This is a genomic window from Klebsiella sp. CN_Kp073, from assembly GCF_040065495.2.
GTDB lineage: Bacteria > Pseudomonadota > Gammaproteobacteria > Enterobacterales > Enterobacteriaceae > Klebsiella > Klebsiella aerogenes.
The window spans coordinates 79,593-95,688 of record NZ_JBEAIT020000002.1 but is presented as its reverse complement, the minus strand read 5'-3'; the positions used below and the strand labels follow the sequence as shown (position 1 = coordinate 95,688).

The following is a 16,096-nucleotide window of genomic DNA, read 5'->3' as shown; positions in this document are numbered from 1 at the left end:
TTTAAACACCAACAGTTATCCACAAAGGCAAGTATATACGCATGTCTCAGTCAACGGAAATACATACCTCAGTAAATACCGTTGCATATCACAGTATTAGAAAAGCCATACGACAGTCAATATTTTACCCATCACAGTCAATGGCGGCAGTGCCCTGGCATAGTCAGGACGGGGCCTACAACGATCCGGGGATCTCTTTATGATCTCAATATGATCTCTTAAAGGATCAATTACTGGATCGGAGGTATGAATAACCATTTCCCGACATTTCAGCCTGATAATCAACTCTACAGGATGTACCTAAGATCCTTTCCCGTCATCCATTTGCTACACTCACACTTAAGAAATTGACTAAAGTATGCATTCAGACAGCACCACAGAGCATAACATCAGGCAACCGCCCACGTGCATACGACAGTGAATATCTCACATTCCACAGTCAATTTTCATTCCAGTATCTGGCGTTAACAGTTTGTTATCTGAAGATAAAGTACGTCAGTGCCTTATGTCAGCCCGTAGACGTTCCGCTTCCTCATCGCACGTTCACTTTGCTCGCCTGCTTACTGCGGCGAGCGGCTGGAGCATATTTACTGAGGTACGTAAACGTCTCATATCACAGTAATGAAATGATGATTATGTGAACAACTTTGCAGTTTTATTTCTCCTTTGCTCTTTTATTGTTGCTTTGCATTAAATTCCAAGATTTAATAAAATAATGCAAAGTTATGATTAAAGGATGTTCAGATGGGACTGATGGATACGCTTGACCAGTGTATTAACGCTGGTCATGAGATGACAAAGGCCATAGCTGTGGCACAATTTAACGATGACAGCCCGGAAGCGCGGAAAATCACACGTCGGTGGCGTATAGGCGAAGCAGCTGATTTAGTGGGCGTTTCCTCACAGGCTATCAGGGATGCAGAAAAAGCCGGCCGGCTTCCACACCCCGATATGGAAACCCGCGGAAGAGTTGAACAACGTGTGGGCTACACGATTGAACAAATCAATCATATGCGGGATGTATTCGGGACCCGCCTGCGACGTTCTGAAGATTCCTTTCCACCTGTGATTGGCGTTGCTGCTCATAAAGGAGGAGTCTACAAAACATCTGTTTCTGTTCATCTTGCGCAGGATCTTGCCCTAAAAGGGCTGCGGGTTCTGCTTGTGGAAGGTAACGATCCCCAGGGGACTGCTTCCATGTACCACGGCTGGGTACCCGATCTTCATATTCATGCTGAAGACACTCTTCTTCCCTTCTATCTTGGGGAGAAAGATGACGCCAGTTATGCAGTTAAACCTACCTGCTGGCCCGGGCTGGATATTATTCCATCCTGCCTTGCACTGCATCGTATCGAAACAGAACTCATGGGGAAATTTGATGAAGGCAAGCTGCCGACCGATCCCCACCTCATGTTGCGTCTGGCGATTGAAACGGTCGCACATGATTACGATGTTGTTGTCATAGACAGTGCACCGAACCTAGGGATTGGCACCATCAATGTAGTCTGCGCTGCTGATGTACTGATTATTCCGACACCGGCTGAATTATTTGATTATACGTCTGCATTGCAGTTCTTCGATATGCTCCGAGATTTGCTGAAAAACGTGGATTTAAAAGGATTTGAGCCTGATGTACGTATTCTCCTGACGAAATACAGTAATAATAATGGTTCTCAGTCCCCCTGGATGGAAGAACAAATCAGGGATGCCTGGGGTGGAATGGTACTGAAGAATGTGGTGCGTGAAACAGATGAAGTGGGTAAAGGCCAGATCCGTATGAGAACGGTCTTTGAACAAGCCATTGATCAGCGTTCTTCTACTGGAGCATGGCGAAATGCCCTCTCCATCTGGGAACCTGTATGTAATGAAATTTTTGATCGACTGATTAAACCTCGCTGGGAGATCAGATAATGAAGCGCGCCCCTGTGATTCCTAAACATACAATGAAAACCACACCGGCAGACACTGTACAGTCTCCGGCACCTGCCGCACCCATGGTGGACTCACTGATTGCACGCGTTGGTGCAATGGCCCGTGGTAATACGATTTCACTTCCTGTGTGCGGTCGCGAGGTCAAATTTACACTGGAGACCCTTCCGGGAAATACCGTTGAAGAAATGTCCCGTGTCTGGTCAGGTAACGAGCGTGACCAAGAACTTTTGACTGAAGACGCCCTCGATGATTTGATCCCCTCTTTTCTTCTGGCAGGTCAACAGACTCCGGCCTTCGGGCGCCGTGTATCAGGTATCATTGAGGTCGCTGACGGGAGTCGTCGTCGGAAAGCGGCGATCCTGACTTCCAGTGAGTATCGTATTCTGGTCGGTGAACTTGATGATGAACAGATGTCAGCCTTATCTCGGCTGGGTAATGATTATCGTCCTACCAGTGCTTTCGAGCGTGGCCAACGCTATGCATACCGTCTTGATACAGAATTTGCGGGCAATATCTCTGCCCTGGCTGATGCGGAGAATATTTCCCGTAAAATTATCTCCCGATGTTTAAACACGGCCCGGCTTCCGAGAACCGTTGTTGCCCTCTTCTCTCACCCGGGAGAACTGTCGGCCCGTGCCGGAGAATCGCTTCTTAAGGCTTTTGCTGGTAAAGAGGAGCTGCTTGAACGACAGGCAATTAAGCTTCATGATCAGAAAAAAGCCGGTGTCATCTTTGAAGCAGATGAATTGATCATGCTGTTGACTTCTGTACTAAAACAATCGACGACAGACCGTAAAAATCTGAATTTACGCCATCAATATGCTCCAGGAGCCTCTGCTCTTTATAAAGGAGATAAAATGATCCTGAACCTCGACAGAAGTAGGTTACCAGTAGAATTTTTTAGAAAAATAGAAGAAGTTTTGAAGGAGCTTGAAGAAAGTAAAACTAGAATTAACTGATTGAATTATTATTTTTGATTTAATGAGTATACCTGAAGGTCTGTTTATAATTAATAAGCTGGCCTTTTTCCTTTATTCTGGTAACGCTTGGTACTTAATGATCTACTCCCCCGTTAATTAATACACACTGATGTTAGTAATGTCTCTATAACCCACATGAGGTTATCCCCATGAAGAGGCGTTCTTTCGACAAACAGATCATTAGTATTTTCCGCGAGGATTGTGCTGGGATTTCTGCCCGCGAGTTCCGCCGTAAGCACACTATTTCCGGTGCCACCTTATATTCCTGGCGCAAGAAGTATGGCGGTATGATGGTGACAGAGGTTAAGCGCCTGAAGAATAGGGGTCAGTTTGGATATCGAAAATTATTGTACGTTAAGGTCGTTTTTTGACCTTCCTACTTTAGCTGGCCGCAGCCGACGAAACTTACCTAAAGCCGGTATCCGGTTGCTTTTCCAGATATAATCGCCTGTAAGATAGATGTGTTCCCAGACCAGCGTGGACAAATGCGATAGCAGTTGCTCGTTGATATTCATCCCTTTACGCTTCAGGGCATCGACCGCTCTTTCCATATAGACGGTATTCCACAGCGAGATAGCTGCCGTCAGCAGCGTCAGCCCGCTGGCGCGGTAGCTCTGATTTTCCGGTTTACGATCCCTGATTTCACCCAGACGGTGCAGGAATACCGCTCGCGCCAGCGCGTTAGGGGCTTCTCCTTTATTCAGTCCCGTCTGGACCCGCCGACGAAGAACCGGATCGCGGAACCAGTCGGGCATAAACAGCGTCCGCTCAATGCGGCCAATTTCTCTCAGCGTCTTTGCCAAGCCATTTTGTTTGGGATAGCTGGCCAGTTTTTCAGCATCAGGGATGCCGTCACGGTTCCCTGCTTTATCGAGGTTGCCAGACACAGCACTTCACGCCAGTGAAGTTCGATCTCTTTCAGATTCAGGCTCGTCGTTGATATCAGTGGCTGAAGCTCCGGGTACTGGTCCGCTTTCCCTTAGATAAACAGCTTCTTGTCGTGGAGATCCCTGATTCGCGGACAGAACGCAAATCCCAGCAGATGCATCATGGCAAAGACATGTTCGGTGAAACCATTCCCGATAACTCAGATCAGCAAACAATAGGCACTGGATCTTAGCTTTTGGGAATAAATTCGCAAAAATGGAGAGCAAATGGCATTTTTTTCGGTTAAGCTATATACATGCTTTAGCGTTTTCTATGGTCAGATTAATTGTTCAGGACCTCTATATAATGGTAAAAAATACCCCGTATCTGCCGCTTGACCCATAATTACCGCTGTGGATTGCAGATATGGATTTTGTAACGCCAGAGCCAATCATGAGCACGTTGCGCTCGGTGGTGTCACAGCCAGTACAAGGTTATAACATGGATTATCCGCAATGGAAAAAGTCCGTTATCCATTGGTATGCACAACAGTATGATACTGACATCAAGCCGCACTGGTTGCATTTTATTCCCGGTGTCATAAAAACTATCGTACTTTCTTTAATGGCGCTTACCCGTCTGGGCGATAATATTTTAACCTGTACACCAATATATGACCCCTATCCTAATCTGGTAAAAACCAGCGGCAGAAATTTGATTCAAACGCGCCTCATTGAAAAAGACGGTCATTACGAATTTGACTGGCATGATTTCAGCGAGAAACTCAAGCGGTGCAAAATATTTCTTTTCCCTTCGCCGCATAATCCGGGCGGTATGGTGTGGTCGCGAGAAACGCTGGAAAAAGTCAGTCACTATTGCAAGCTTGCTGGCGTCATTATTCTGTCTGATGAAGTGCACAGTGATTTAACGCTGCCAGGCAAGCGCCATCTGCCGTTTTTTACTCTCGATGATTGGCATACCAAAAATGGCAGGACGCGTAGAACAAATTACACTATTTGCCCCACACTGTGGGGTAAAATTATCCTATAACGTACTGCGATTAATTATTTTATGGATGGCGTTCATCATATTTGGTGTCTATCAGTTCCGATACAGGAGAAACGTCTCCAAATGGAGAAACAGCGGGGGCCTGCATACGGCCAGGCTGCTGGTTAGACATTGCACCCCCACTATGTGGGCACATACCTATTTAGTCTTAACGTACAATAATTTTCGATATCCAAACTGACTCCGAATAGAACGTCAGGTTCAAGAAGCTGCCTGCCTAAGTCATACTTGATAAGGAGGCACTACAGGTGGCTCTAGGGCAAAAGTACTAACGACAACCACAATCGGGGAGTTTTAAAGGCCTGACAGACGGATCGTCTGCCGTTGCTTTGCCCGGCGACACCCTATCAAAACTGGTTAATGGATTTCGTCATGGATACACCGGCCACCGGCCACCGGTCGCAGAAGCAAGTACCTGATCCGTATAGACGATTTCATACAAATATCGCCGCATTCGGGATTTCAGGCGTCAGATTATACATATTCTGGACACTATTGCACTGCTTCGAGGCTATCCGTCGATGATAAAAACGGACCAGCGGCCGGAGCTCACTTGCCGCATGCTGAAGCAATGGGCTTTCCTGCATAGGTGTTTAAACTCACTGCTCATTACTCACTCTCAATTTTTTAGATGATAAAATAGGATTTGAGGAGCGATTCATTCATCTACTGATTGTATGATTATCGATTATAGGTGTATGTTACTATTTTAAGAATTTATCACATAAATCCTTGTTGCAAAGTCATGAAAGATTATAAATAATATCATTCTTTGGCTGAATGAAGATTGTGATTATATGCTTTATAAATATGCATTATATGCAAAAAATAATAAGATGATACATTTGCTATTATGTTTGGCAATGTTAGCTATGTTTATTGTACATATTTTGGTATTAGTGGAAACTGAAAATGTCATTTTATTGTTGGCGTTAATTATCTACGCTCCAATATATATCTTTTGGTATAGAGTATCAACTATGAAAGGGAGGATGGCAGACTAATAAATTCTAATTTCTAGAACTGTTAAGTAATTGTCAGTGTATTATGACAGATTTTTAATTGTCTGTCATAATAATTCGTATACTTATGTATTTATAATGGAAAGGAAGCTATTATAAATTTACTAATTGCAATGTAACCATTATTTCTTTCAATTGTCTTTGCTTTTTATAAAGTATGTTGACGCATATAAAAGCATAAGTTATATCATGTTTAAATCTAACCATTAGTGTTACACCACTCATTACCCGGTTTAATAAATCTGAACTGGACGTCATGTTCTTTGGTACATTGTAACAGCGAGACCAGCACTGGCCCGTTGTTCATCCGAATTTTCAGCGGGTAGCCGCGGTTTGCCACGATCCTGTCCAGCACCCGGATGACTCGCTGAGCCGGGATATTCAGGTTGATTTCTATCGTCAGTGCTTCATGGTTAAAATCATCCACCACATTGAAGGTCCGGAATCGTCTGTCGCAGAAAAGGGCATCGTGCATACAATCGATGGACCAGCTCTGGTTTAACGCTTGCGGCGTCGCCAGTAGTGCTGGATTACGCACTGGCAGCCGCTGTTTTCCCTTGCGACGAAAATTCAGTTTCAGCAGGCAGTAAATCCGGTGAACACGTTTATGGTTCCAGGTATTGCCCTGCCTGCGCAGCAGCGGAACAACTTCTTGAAACCGTAGCGCGGATAGCGTTCTTCCAGCTCAGTCAGCGCATGGATCACCGGTTCATCACGCCGGATATCGGGATGATAAAATTAGACCGTCCTGCTCAGCGATAACGTCCTGCAGGCCTGGCGTAAACTCATGGCAAATTGCGCCGTCAGATAGCTGACGAGTTCACGCTTTATCGCTGGTTTTAAAGCTTTTTTTCGAAAACGTCTTTCAGCACCCGGTTCTCAAGGCTCAGATCGGCAAACATCTTTTTGAGGCTTCGGTTCTCGTCCTCAAGCTCCTTGTTCTTTTTAATATCAGAAGCCTCCATACCGCCGTATTTAGACTTCCAGTTGTAGTAAGTCGCTTCAGAGATACCGGCCTACCGGCAAACATCCTTAACTGTTCGTCCTGCTTCAACCGACTTAATCACGGCGATGATCTGATGCTCAGTAAAACGGGCTTTACGCATGGCGATCTCCTTTGTTGACGGATTGATTATGCCGGAGGATCTCTAAATATGAATGGCACGATTATGCGGGATACTTACATGTCGGCCGGTGTATAAAATAGATAAACCAGCTCTGGTTCATGGCTTCCAGCCTGGTTAGTGGATAGAGATTACGTATCAGTAGCCGTTATTTGCGCTTACGGTGAAAATGCAGTTTTAGCAGGCTGTAAATCCTGTAAATCCTGTAAATGTGTCTATGATTCAATGCATTACCATATCTATGCCGCAACTGGAACTGCCTCTTAAAACATAGCATTGATGATGTTTTTCTTATTTAGTTAGTGCATAGATCACCGAAAGTATTGCGTTGATAAAACTACACTGTCTTGCCCAGAGATAACGTCCAACAGGCCTCATATAAACTCATGGCAAATTGCATTATCAGATAAAGAACTGGTTTACGCTTTATTGCTTTCCTAAATTTATTTTCCAATAACATTGTAAGTGCTTGGCATTCAGGGTTGAGAACAGAAAAATCTATTCTAGATGTCAGTATTTATTCTTAAAGTTTTATTTTGTTGATATTTTATGATTCTATATTTGCCTTTTAAGTTTTACAGTATGGCTTCAAGCTATCGGATGACGGTACGTCAGATTTCTACAAACTTCAAAATAGTAATGCTCTTGTGGTTCAGTGTGTCGGCTTTTACACATAATAATCTCCTCAGGAAGCCATAATCGATATTTCGGAGGGATTCTAAAAGTGAATGTATCGTTTTACCTGATTACTTACAGATGAATAATGTATTGATGATGATTTTTTAACATAATTCCTGTTACATTTTAAATTTAATTTTACTGCAAAGTTAAATTGACAGGACTTGGAAAGATATCATCAATATCTACAGTTCCGTTATTAACTCTTTACCTTTCTTCTTTTTGTATTACAATAGTCCTGTGATTTTAAAGAGGTATATTTATGAAAATTTATCAGGCACAGCCACAAGATGTAGATAAGATTCTTCCTTTATTTTTAGCATATCGTGACTTTTATAATGTTGAATCAAATAAAGAAGAGGTATTTCTCTATCTTCTAAATAGAGTGAAACTCGGCGAATCGGTGATATTCTTTATAGAAGAAAACAATGAAGTTGTTGGTTTTACACAATTATATCCTCTTTTCTGCTCGCTTGAAATGAAACGCATTTGGTTACTTTATGATCTTTTTGTAAAAAAAGAATACAGAAAAAAGGGTATTGCGAAGGCACTTATTCAACGAGCTGAAAAGCTTGGTGAGGAGTCAAATTCAGCATTTATTATGCTTAGTACGGGTATAGATAACTTTAAAGCTCAATCTCTTTATGAACAAAATGGTTTTGTTAGAGATAATGATTTTTATGTTTACAATAAATGTATTCTTTAAAGTTGTAATTAATTAGTTTTATAACTAGCCCGATATAGCGGTTATTTTCCCTGAAGTTATCCCATAAAATACAGGTGAAGTATATTAATTAATGCTATTGATGATATTTACTTTATTGATTCTAGATTTTTAAGAAACCATTAAAGTTATCTCGATCGGGCTTTTTTATGAAAAAATCGCAAGAGGGTTATCTATAGTTTATTTTTTAAAAATAAGTCAAGATATAAACTCTAATCCGATATAAAAGTACCAAACCAAACCAAACCAAAGCAAACCAAAATGCTCTTGAATACATTGCCAGCTAGATAGTTGGCTTTTTTTATACTTTTTTTTTAGAAAATGTGATTATCCTTAAATTAGGAATTTTTCTATGATTTAACTATAGACTTAATTAATAAAATTGTTATGATCAATTTTCCAGTAAAAGTGTAAAGGTTTACCCTTCTCCCTCTTCTTAAACAAAGTATACGCTATATAACAGTAGTGTAGCATGCAGAGATGAGATGAGATGAGATGAGATGAGATCAATCGAAGCCTCTAAAGAGAGGTTTTCATTTCTTATTATATGGAATGTAAAAATAATGTTTAAAAGCAAATTTATTATTATTATTATGAGCTTAGTTACAAGCTCCGTAGCTGAAGCTGGTTACTTATCCGAAAGAGGATGTGCGACAAAAAAAGCAAATCTGGAGAGAGAGCTTGAATATGCTCATGTTTATGGGAATATAAATAGAATTAGAGGAATTGAAAGAGCTTTATCCAAAATTGATGCATATTGCACTCCTTCTGTAAAAAGTAAAGATTACAATACTTTAATTAAGAGAAAAGAAAGAGATATCTTAAAATTAGAGAGTGAGATTTTTGAATATAAGGATTACTATGATGCAGATAAATTGTATAAAAAACAGCGAAAACTTAAAGAAGCACAGAGTGAACTTTCAGAGCTAAGAAAATTATTTGAAAATTAATTATCTTATTCTATAGATTTAGTACATTATATATTCACCTATAGAGATCAATATAGGTGAATGAATTATACTATTAATAATTCATTATATAGCCATATCCATAAAGAAGAATTAGAATTGTAATTACCATGGAGTAGATAGTCGATTTTTTCATTCCCAGGCAATAAAACGTAGTTGTTACTCCAATAAAAAGAATAAAAAATGCTGGCCAAAGTTCTGTAATAAAAATTATCTTACTTAATGTTTCATTGATTATCATGATGAATCCCCTTTTTATTAGAGTAACACACTTCATATCTTATTAAGTCAAAACATTAATTGTATACTCCACTTGTTTTTATTAGAATGATAGTTTAACTATTTTGTTTTTATAAGTTATAGCTTAAATTTAGTTCCTTCAATTTAAAAACATATACAATTCAGATAAATGTTGCCAGATGTTAGGAAATAGTTTTTTAATTTATATTGTAATGTGAAAAGTAAAATGCACCTTATCATTAATTCATACAATAAATACTTATAGTATGTTGTTTTTTATCACTTCTATGTGAACTTGATTACATTTTTAGCTTATTATAATAAGCTTATTTTTCTATTGTTAATGTTTTCCTTTATGCTTAGCATTAAACGTTATCTAGTTAGTTTTATTATCATGAGTATATTTAGCCTTCTTCATTAGTCCTCGCGGGAAAATATGTAGTTATTAAATAACAAAAATTTTTATAAAATGTGTAAGATATTATAGTATTACCGAAAACCAGATAATTCTACTTTTAATAATATTAAACAATTAATCAATAATCTATTGTAAATTTTAAATATAAGATATTATATTTTCAGAACTTTCATATAACCTTTCTCTTTACAAGGTTTACTGGTGGGGGTATTATAATGGTACTGCTTAAGGACAATAGGTGCTATTTTACCATTTGATACTAAATCAGTACTATATTGATATCACCTTATTCAGAAGTGTGGATAACAACTATAATGCGGGTTTGATACGGTTGCCACTGTTTTATTGATCTGTTGAATTATCACTGCCATGCATATACCCTTATCTTTGCATGTCGCCTTCTGAAATAAGTTACTCCGTCAACATATAATATTGACGGTAGGAAATAAGTATGTTTTTTCCTAGATGTGTTGATTATATTTCATCATATGTGTCTTTACCCGCAAGTATTTTATAATTTGCGGGTTTTTTTGATCATTAAATGTAATAAAGGAATAATACAGATAATCAAGGATGTTGAGCTTATGCCAGTGTGATGAATTTCTTTAATGCTTCTCAGTATAACTTTAGATATATCTATATGAATTTTATTTACTTATTGTGGTTGGTCATTCTGAGGATACAAATTGTCAGATTTTTTCAAAGTTCCTAATAGGTATAACACCACCAAATAAGTCTGCTATATCTGGCTACGATAGGTTTCATAACAGTAATATTCTGATGTTCAGTTAATCAGGATTAATGGTTAAGCAATCTCATTGAAGGCATATTTAATTTTCCTAAAGACCTTCTTAGATGAATATTTTTTACAGTGATACTTACCCTACATTTTCTATTCAAGAATATGGGAATAATAAAATTTATAAAGGCATTCACCAAACAATTCAAATAATTCTATTCCTGCGCCTAATTTCTGATAGTGAGCCCTGGCTATAGTATGCAGTCAGAAATATTGAAACTCTGTTTTTACTCTTTTTGCTTACCCCAGCGAGTCACTATTTTATAGCCTATCACTATAAGTGGAGCATCATATTAGCCAGCAGGAACATATAAGTATCATCTTCTTCGTGCAGTGCAGGTTATCATATATTAAGCATAATGCCACCCTCTTCTACTCGCAGAGTTTGATATCATGCGGAAAATATGGGGCCGGCAGATATTTCTCTTTCTCTCTTTTGGATTCGATATTGCCCCCGTAACTTTTCACCATTTTATACTGATAGAAGCTAATATTTAGCCCACAGAACTAACTTCTGTCATCTGGTGCGTTATCCTGTTGTCTTCCAAATTAGCGCATTCAGATTTTTGTTCAGCGTATCAAGTTTTGGCTTGTTTATTTTACTATTATATCCTTTATTTTTATATATAGTGGTGTTTAGTTCCCCCTGCTCTTATCTAGACGCTACGGCCCCTTGTTGCCACATTAAACCCTGATACTTTGTAATTTATGGTGACTGGCATACTTAATACCCTTAACTGCGGCAGAGAAGCATAGAAGCTATTTTCCTAGCCATTCTTACGTTAATAAATGATAAAAATGACATGCAACCCGTTGACTTTAAACTGCTTTCTCTTGGTGTGGAGTATGATACCAGCTCAACCTAAATATGCTCTTTCAAGAGCACTTTCTGCTCGTGCTGATTATTAGCATTATTAATGCTTTTCGAGTTAAAAAGAACTTGCTTGAACAATAGTCAGCTAAACTCTACGATAAAAAAACAGCTAACAAAACTCAAGTTTCTGCCATCAGTATTCTCTAGGAGATTGACTATTTATAAGGGAAGAGTCAAAGTGTTCCTGCATTGTCGATTATCTATGATAATGTATAGGAAGGAGTGATGTTATTCTATAAGTATCGATATTTTGATAATCTTAATATTTTTATTTGATAAAGAGAAACATTTTCTTTTCTTAAATTATAATCGCTCAGAGCTGGTCTCGACCTGCTCTTTCTGCTCTCAAATACCAATAGTTTACTTTAGTGATGATATTTGCATCTACCTTCCTTTTTGTCGTTGTGGAAAGTACCTGTACGTATATTTCTATTAATCTATTAGTACTGACCGGGAACAGGGTTCCATCTATCCCTATATTATTTTAGTACTTGCTGGGACCATGGTCCCACCTGTCTGTATATGAACTATGTACAGACCGGGACCGTGGTCCCATCGTTCTCTGTGTGATTTTAGTACTGACTGGGACCATGGTCCCACCTGTCTGTATATGAACTATTTACTGATCGGGACCGTGGTCCCATCGTTCTCTGTGTGATTTTAGTACTGACTGGGACCATGGTCCCACCTGTCTGTATATAAACTATGTACAGACCGGGACCGTGGTCCCATCGTTCTCTGTGTGATTTTAGTACTGACTGGGACCATGGTCCCACCTGTCTGTATATAAACTATGTACAGACCGGGACCGTGGTCCCATCGTTCTCTGTGTGATTTTAGTACTGACTGGGACCATGGTCCCACCTGTCTGTATATGAACTATTTACTGATCGGGACCGTGGTCCCATCGTTCTCTGTGTGATTTTAGTACTGACTGGGACCATGGTCCCATCTGTCTGTATATGATTTACGACCGTGCTCTCATCGTTCTCTGTGTGATTCACTTACTGTCAGAACTATTGACCTGCTCCCTATTGATTAATACACCGCGATGTTAGTAATGTCTTCATAAGCCACATGAGGACATCCCCATAAAGAAGCGTTTTTCCGACGAACAGATCGTCAGTATCCTCCGCGAAGCTGAAACAGGGTTTCTGCCCGTGAACTCTGCCGCAAGTACGCCATTTCCGACGCCACCTATTATACCTGGCGTAAGAAGTAAGGCGGTATGGAGGTGCTCGAGGTTAAGCGCCTGAAGTCGCTTGAGGAAGAGAACGCCAGACTCAAGAAGCTGCTTGCCGAAGCCATGCTGGATAAGGAGGCACTTCAGGTGGCCCTGGGGCGAAAGTACTGACGACAGACCAGAAGCGGGAAGCCGTGGTATTGATGTGTGATGCGACAGGTCTGTCGCAACGACGTGACTGCATGCTTATAGGCTTGTCCCTGTCGACCTGTCGCTATGAGGCTCAGCGACCGGCGGCTGATGCGCATTTATCAGGGAGCATCACTGAGCCGGCGCTGGAGCGCAGGCGTTTTGGTTACCGCCGCATCTGGCAGTTAATGCGCCGTGAGGGCCTTCATGTAAATCACAAGCGCGTGTACCTCCTTTATCATCTTGGAGGGCTGGGCGTAAAACGCAGACGGCGTCGTAAAGGGCTGGCAACAGAACGTCTGCCTCTGCTCCGCCCGGCGGTGCCCAACCTGACCTGGTCGATGGATTTTGTCATGGACTCGCTCGCCACCGGTCGCGGGATCAAGTGCCTGACCTGTGTGGACGACTTCACGAAGGAGTGCCTGAAAATTACCATCGCATTCGGGATTTCAGGTGTTCAGGTCACGCGCATTCTGGACAGCATTGCTCTGTTTCGAGGCTATCTGGCAACAATAAGAACTGACCAGGGGCCGGAGTTCACCTGCCGAGTACTGGATCAATGGGCTTTTGAGCATGGTGTTGAGCTGCGCTTAATCCAGCCGGGCAAGCCAACGCAGAACGGATTTATTGAGAGCTTTAACGGGCGATTTCGCGATGAATGTCTGAATGAGCACTGGTTTAGTTGTATCGTTCACGCAAGGAAAGTCATTAATAACTGGCGGCAGGATTATAACGAATGTCGTCCACATTCAGCACTGAATTATCAGATGCCATCAGAGTCTGCAGTACTGTGGCGGAATGGAAAACGTGAAGGTATACAAACCAACATTACTAACTGATGGTTGTATCTAATACTGAGGGCATGTCACCAGTAGTAATTTAATTGATGATGTTATCGTGTTTATAGCAAATCTACAGTCATTGTAAGCATCCTAGTAAAACGGCCATTCACTTTTAGAGATCTTCCGACATAATCAATCTGCCAACAAAGGAGATCGCCATGCTTAAGATCTGATTCACTGAACACCAGATCATCGCCGTATTGAAGTCCGTCGAAGCCGGACGTACCGTCAAGGATGTGTGCCGTGAGGCCGCTATTTCGGAAGCTAGTTATTACAACTGGAAGGCAAAATATGGCGTGATGGAAGCGGCCGATATTAAAAAAATCAAAGGCCTCGAGGATGAGAATCAACGTCTGAAACAGATGTTTGCTGATCTCAACCTTGAGTACCGGGCGCTTAAAGACGGTTTCGAAAAAAAGCTTTAAAACCAGCGATAAAGCGTGAACTCGTCAGCTATCTGACGGCACAATTTGCCATGAGTTTACGCCAGGCCTGCAGGACGTTATCGCTGAGCAGGACGGCCTATTTTTACCAGCCCGATACCCGACGTGATGAACCGGTGATCTGTGCGCTGGCTGAACTGGCAGAACGCTATCCGCGCTACAGTTTTAAGAAGTTGTTCCAGCTGCTGCGCAGGCAGGGCAATACCTGGAACCATAAACGTGTTCACCGGATTTACTGCCTGCTGAAACTAAATTTTTGTCGTAATGAAAAACTGCGGCTGCCAGTGCGTAATCCAGCGCCACTGGCAGCCGCGAGCGTTAAACCAGAGCTGGTCCATCGATTGTATGCACGATGCCCTTTTCTGCGGCAGACGATTCCGGACCTTCAATATGGTGGATGATTTTAACCGTGAAGCACTGGCGATAGAAATCGACTTGAATATCCCGGCTCAGCGAGTCATCCGGGTGCTGGACAGGATCGTGGCAAACCGAGGCTACCCGCTGAAAATGCGGATGGACAACGCGTCAGAGCTGGTCTCACTGTCGCTGGCACAATAGGCCGAAGAACATGGTGTGCAGCTCGAATTTATCAAGCCGGGGAAACCTACACAAAATGCTTTTATCGAACGGTTCAACCGGACATACCGGACAGAAATCCTGGATTTTTACCTGTTCAGAACACTGAATGAAGTACGGGAAATTACAGAGCGCTGGCTGATGGAATATAACAACGAGCGGCCTCATGAATCCCTGAACAACCTGACGCCGGAAGAGTAACGGCTGATGGCTGAAAAAACGGGACTCTCAAAAAGTGCGTGGAACTAAAAAAGGTGTGCTTACAATATAGCATAGAGATGTTGAATGTGTGAAAAGTCAATCAAGAAAGGATATTGCAGGAATAAAAAGCCCCTTCCTCAAATTAGACGCCATAAGCAAGGAAGGGGGGGTATAGAGCCTGCACTCTAGTTTCAAAGGAACTCAGGAAGTAGGCCTATCATAGACAGATAAGACTATGAGCAAAATTATAGTAAAAAGGCCCCCGATGGTGGGGGCAACAATCGATCTTCGTTTATTGTACTTTTTACTATTTCTAATGCTGGAAAAAATATAACACCATACTAAGAGAAAGGGTAATAAAAACTCTCGAAAAAGCGACTTTTAGGAATTTGTCAGGGTATGGAAAGTAGTAACTGAGTAAAAAAAATGCCCCAGCTGTGCTTTGGAGGGGCGAAGCGACACTACACATTTTTAATGTAAGTAACTTATGGACTACCATACTAAAAATAGTGTGGTCGACGGAGTATAACAAATCCTTGAGCTATTACCTAGTGACTATATTGGGGAGCTATAGGGGAGTGGGGTGAATCGCCACGGGTTTAACAGACACCTCAGAGTCATTTAAGATGACTTAAAGAGAGGTGCCCATGAGCGGTAAGCGTTATCCTGAAGAGTTTAAAATTGAATCAGTCAAAAGGTTTTATTGATCTTCATCATTCTATTTTCAGTGTTGCAACATATCTCGATATTGTAAGTATCCAAGCAAAACGACTCATTCTTTTTTAGAAATCTTCCGGTATTGGCTCTAACCCAAATTTAGTGTAGTGCTAAATCAGAGCTCTTCATCTTTCCGGAGGCTTAGGATGAATTCAGCCTGAATCATGTCATTTAATGATGAATACGTTCTCTTATGGTTATATTCCCTGCGCCAATTGTCGAGTTTATCCTGCGTCTCTTCCAGAGAGAAG

General features: G+C 41.2%; 5 protein-coding genes and 6 pseudogenes. 9 read left to right on the top strand and 2 right to left on the bottom strand.

The window, feature by feature from the left end; genetic code table 11:
* Positions 1-744 precede the first annotated feature (744 nt).
* From sopA to ABLV66_RS25890, 3 genes and pseudogenes are all read left to right on the top strand, one after another.
* Complete coding sequence (gene sopA, locus ABLV66_RS25900) at positions 745-1,911, top strand: plasmid-partitioning protein SopA (RefSeq protein WP_046883870.1); 1,167 nt, start codon at positions 745-747, stop codon at positions 1,909-1,911.
* Positions 1,911-2,891 carry a ParB/RepB/Spo0J family plasmid partition protein gene (locus tag ABLV66_RS25895; protein ID WP_348876325.1) on the top strand — a complete coding sequence of 327 codons (981 nt, stop codon included), beginning with the start codon at positions 1,911-1,913 and terminating at the stop codon, positions 2,889-2,891. Before sopA ends, ABLV66_RS25895 begins: the two co-directional genes overlap by 1 nt.
* Positions 2,892-3,061: 170 nt before the next feature.
* Positions 3,062-3,232 (top strand): annotated as a pseudogene (locus ABLV66_RS25890) (transposase); the annotation flags it as partial.
* Positions 3,233-3,266: 34 nt separating this feature from the next.
* On the opposite strand, the pseudogene ABLV66_RS25885 reads toward ABLV66_RS25890, so the two are convergent.
* Positions 3,267-3,987, bottom strand: a pseudogene (locus ABLV66_RS25885) (Tn3 family transposase); the annotation flags it as partial.
* A 218-nt stretch (positions 3,988-4,205) separates the two neighbouring features.
* Here ABLV66_RS25885 and ABLV66_RS25880 point away from each other — a divergent pair.
* Entirely contained in the window at positions 4,206-4,829 is a 624-nt protein-coding gene (locus ABLV66_RS25880; protein WP_348876324.1) for an aminotransferase class I/II-fold pyridoxal phosphate-dependent enzyme, read from the top strand.
* A 1,266-nt stretch (positions 4,830-6,095) separates the two neighbouring features.
* On the opposite strand, the pseudogene ABLV66_RS25875 reads toward ABLV66_RS25880, so the two are convergent.
* Positions 6,096-6,975 (bottom strand): annotated as a pseudogene (locus ABLV66_RS25875) (IS3 family transposase); the annotation flags it as partial.
* Positions 6,976-7,933: 958 nt separating this feature from the next.
* On the opposite strand from ABLV66_RS25875, the gene ABLV66_RS25870 reads away from it, so the two are divergent.
* The 5 genes and pseudogenes from ABLV66_RS25870 to ABLV66_RS25850 all read left to right on the top strand — a co-directional run.
* On the top strand, positions 7,934-8,377 hold the full coding sequence (locus ABLV66_RS25870) for a GNAT family N-acetyltransferase (protein ID WP_348876323.1): 444 nt from the start codon (positions 7,934-7,936) through the stop codon (positions 8,375-8,377).
* A gap of 518 nt (positions 8,378-8,895) precedes the next feature.
* Positions 8,896-9,345 carry a DUF1090 domain-containing protein gene (locus tag ABLV66_RS25865; RefSeq protein WP_348876322.1) on the top strand — a complete coding sequence of 150 codons (450 nt, stop codon included), beginning with the start codon at positions 8,896-8,898 and terminating at the stop codon, positions 9,343-9,345.
* A gap of 3,440 nt (positions 9,346-12,785) precedes the next feature.
* Positions 12,786-13,905, top strand: a pseudogene (locus ABLV66_RS25860) (IS3 family transposase).
* A 191-nt stretch (positions 13,906-14,096) separates the two neighbouring features.
* Positions 14,097-15,128 (top strand): annotated as a pseudogene (locus ABLV66_RS25855) (IS3 family transposase).
* A 641-nt stretch (positions 15,129-15,769) separates the two neighbouring features.
* A pseudogene (locus ABLV66_RS25850) lies at positions 15,770-15,884 on the top strand (transposase); the annotation flags it as partial.
* Positions 15,885-16,096: the final 212 nt, after the last annotated feature.

What these genes read in the sequence shown, in the direction of transcription:
- ABLV66_RS25880 (WP_348876324.1), top strand. Translation starts at nt 4,206, where the DNA reads ATGGATTTTGTAACGCCAGAGCCAATCATGAGCACGTTGCGCTCGGTG.
- ABLV66_RS25870 (WP_348876323.1), top strand. Translation starts at nt 7,934, where the DNA reads ATGAAAATTTATCAGGCACAGCCACAAGATGTAGATAAGATTCTTCCT.
- sopA (WP_046883870.1), top strand. Translation starts at nt 745, where the DNA reads ATGGGACTGATGGATACGCTTGACCAGTGTATTAACGCTGGTCATGAG.
- ABLV66_RS25895 (WP_348876325.1), top strand. Translation starts at nt 1,911, where the DNA reads ATGAAGCGCGCCCCTGTGATTCCTAAACATACAATGAAAACCACACCG.
- ABLV66_RS25865 (WP_348876322.1), top strand. Translation starts at nt 8,896, where the DNA reads ATGAGATCAATCGAAGCCTCTAAAGAGAGGTTTTCATTTCTTATTATA.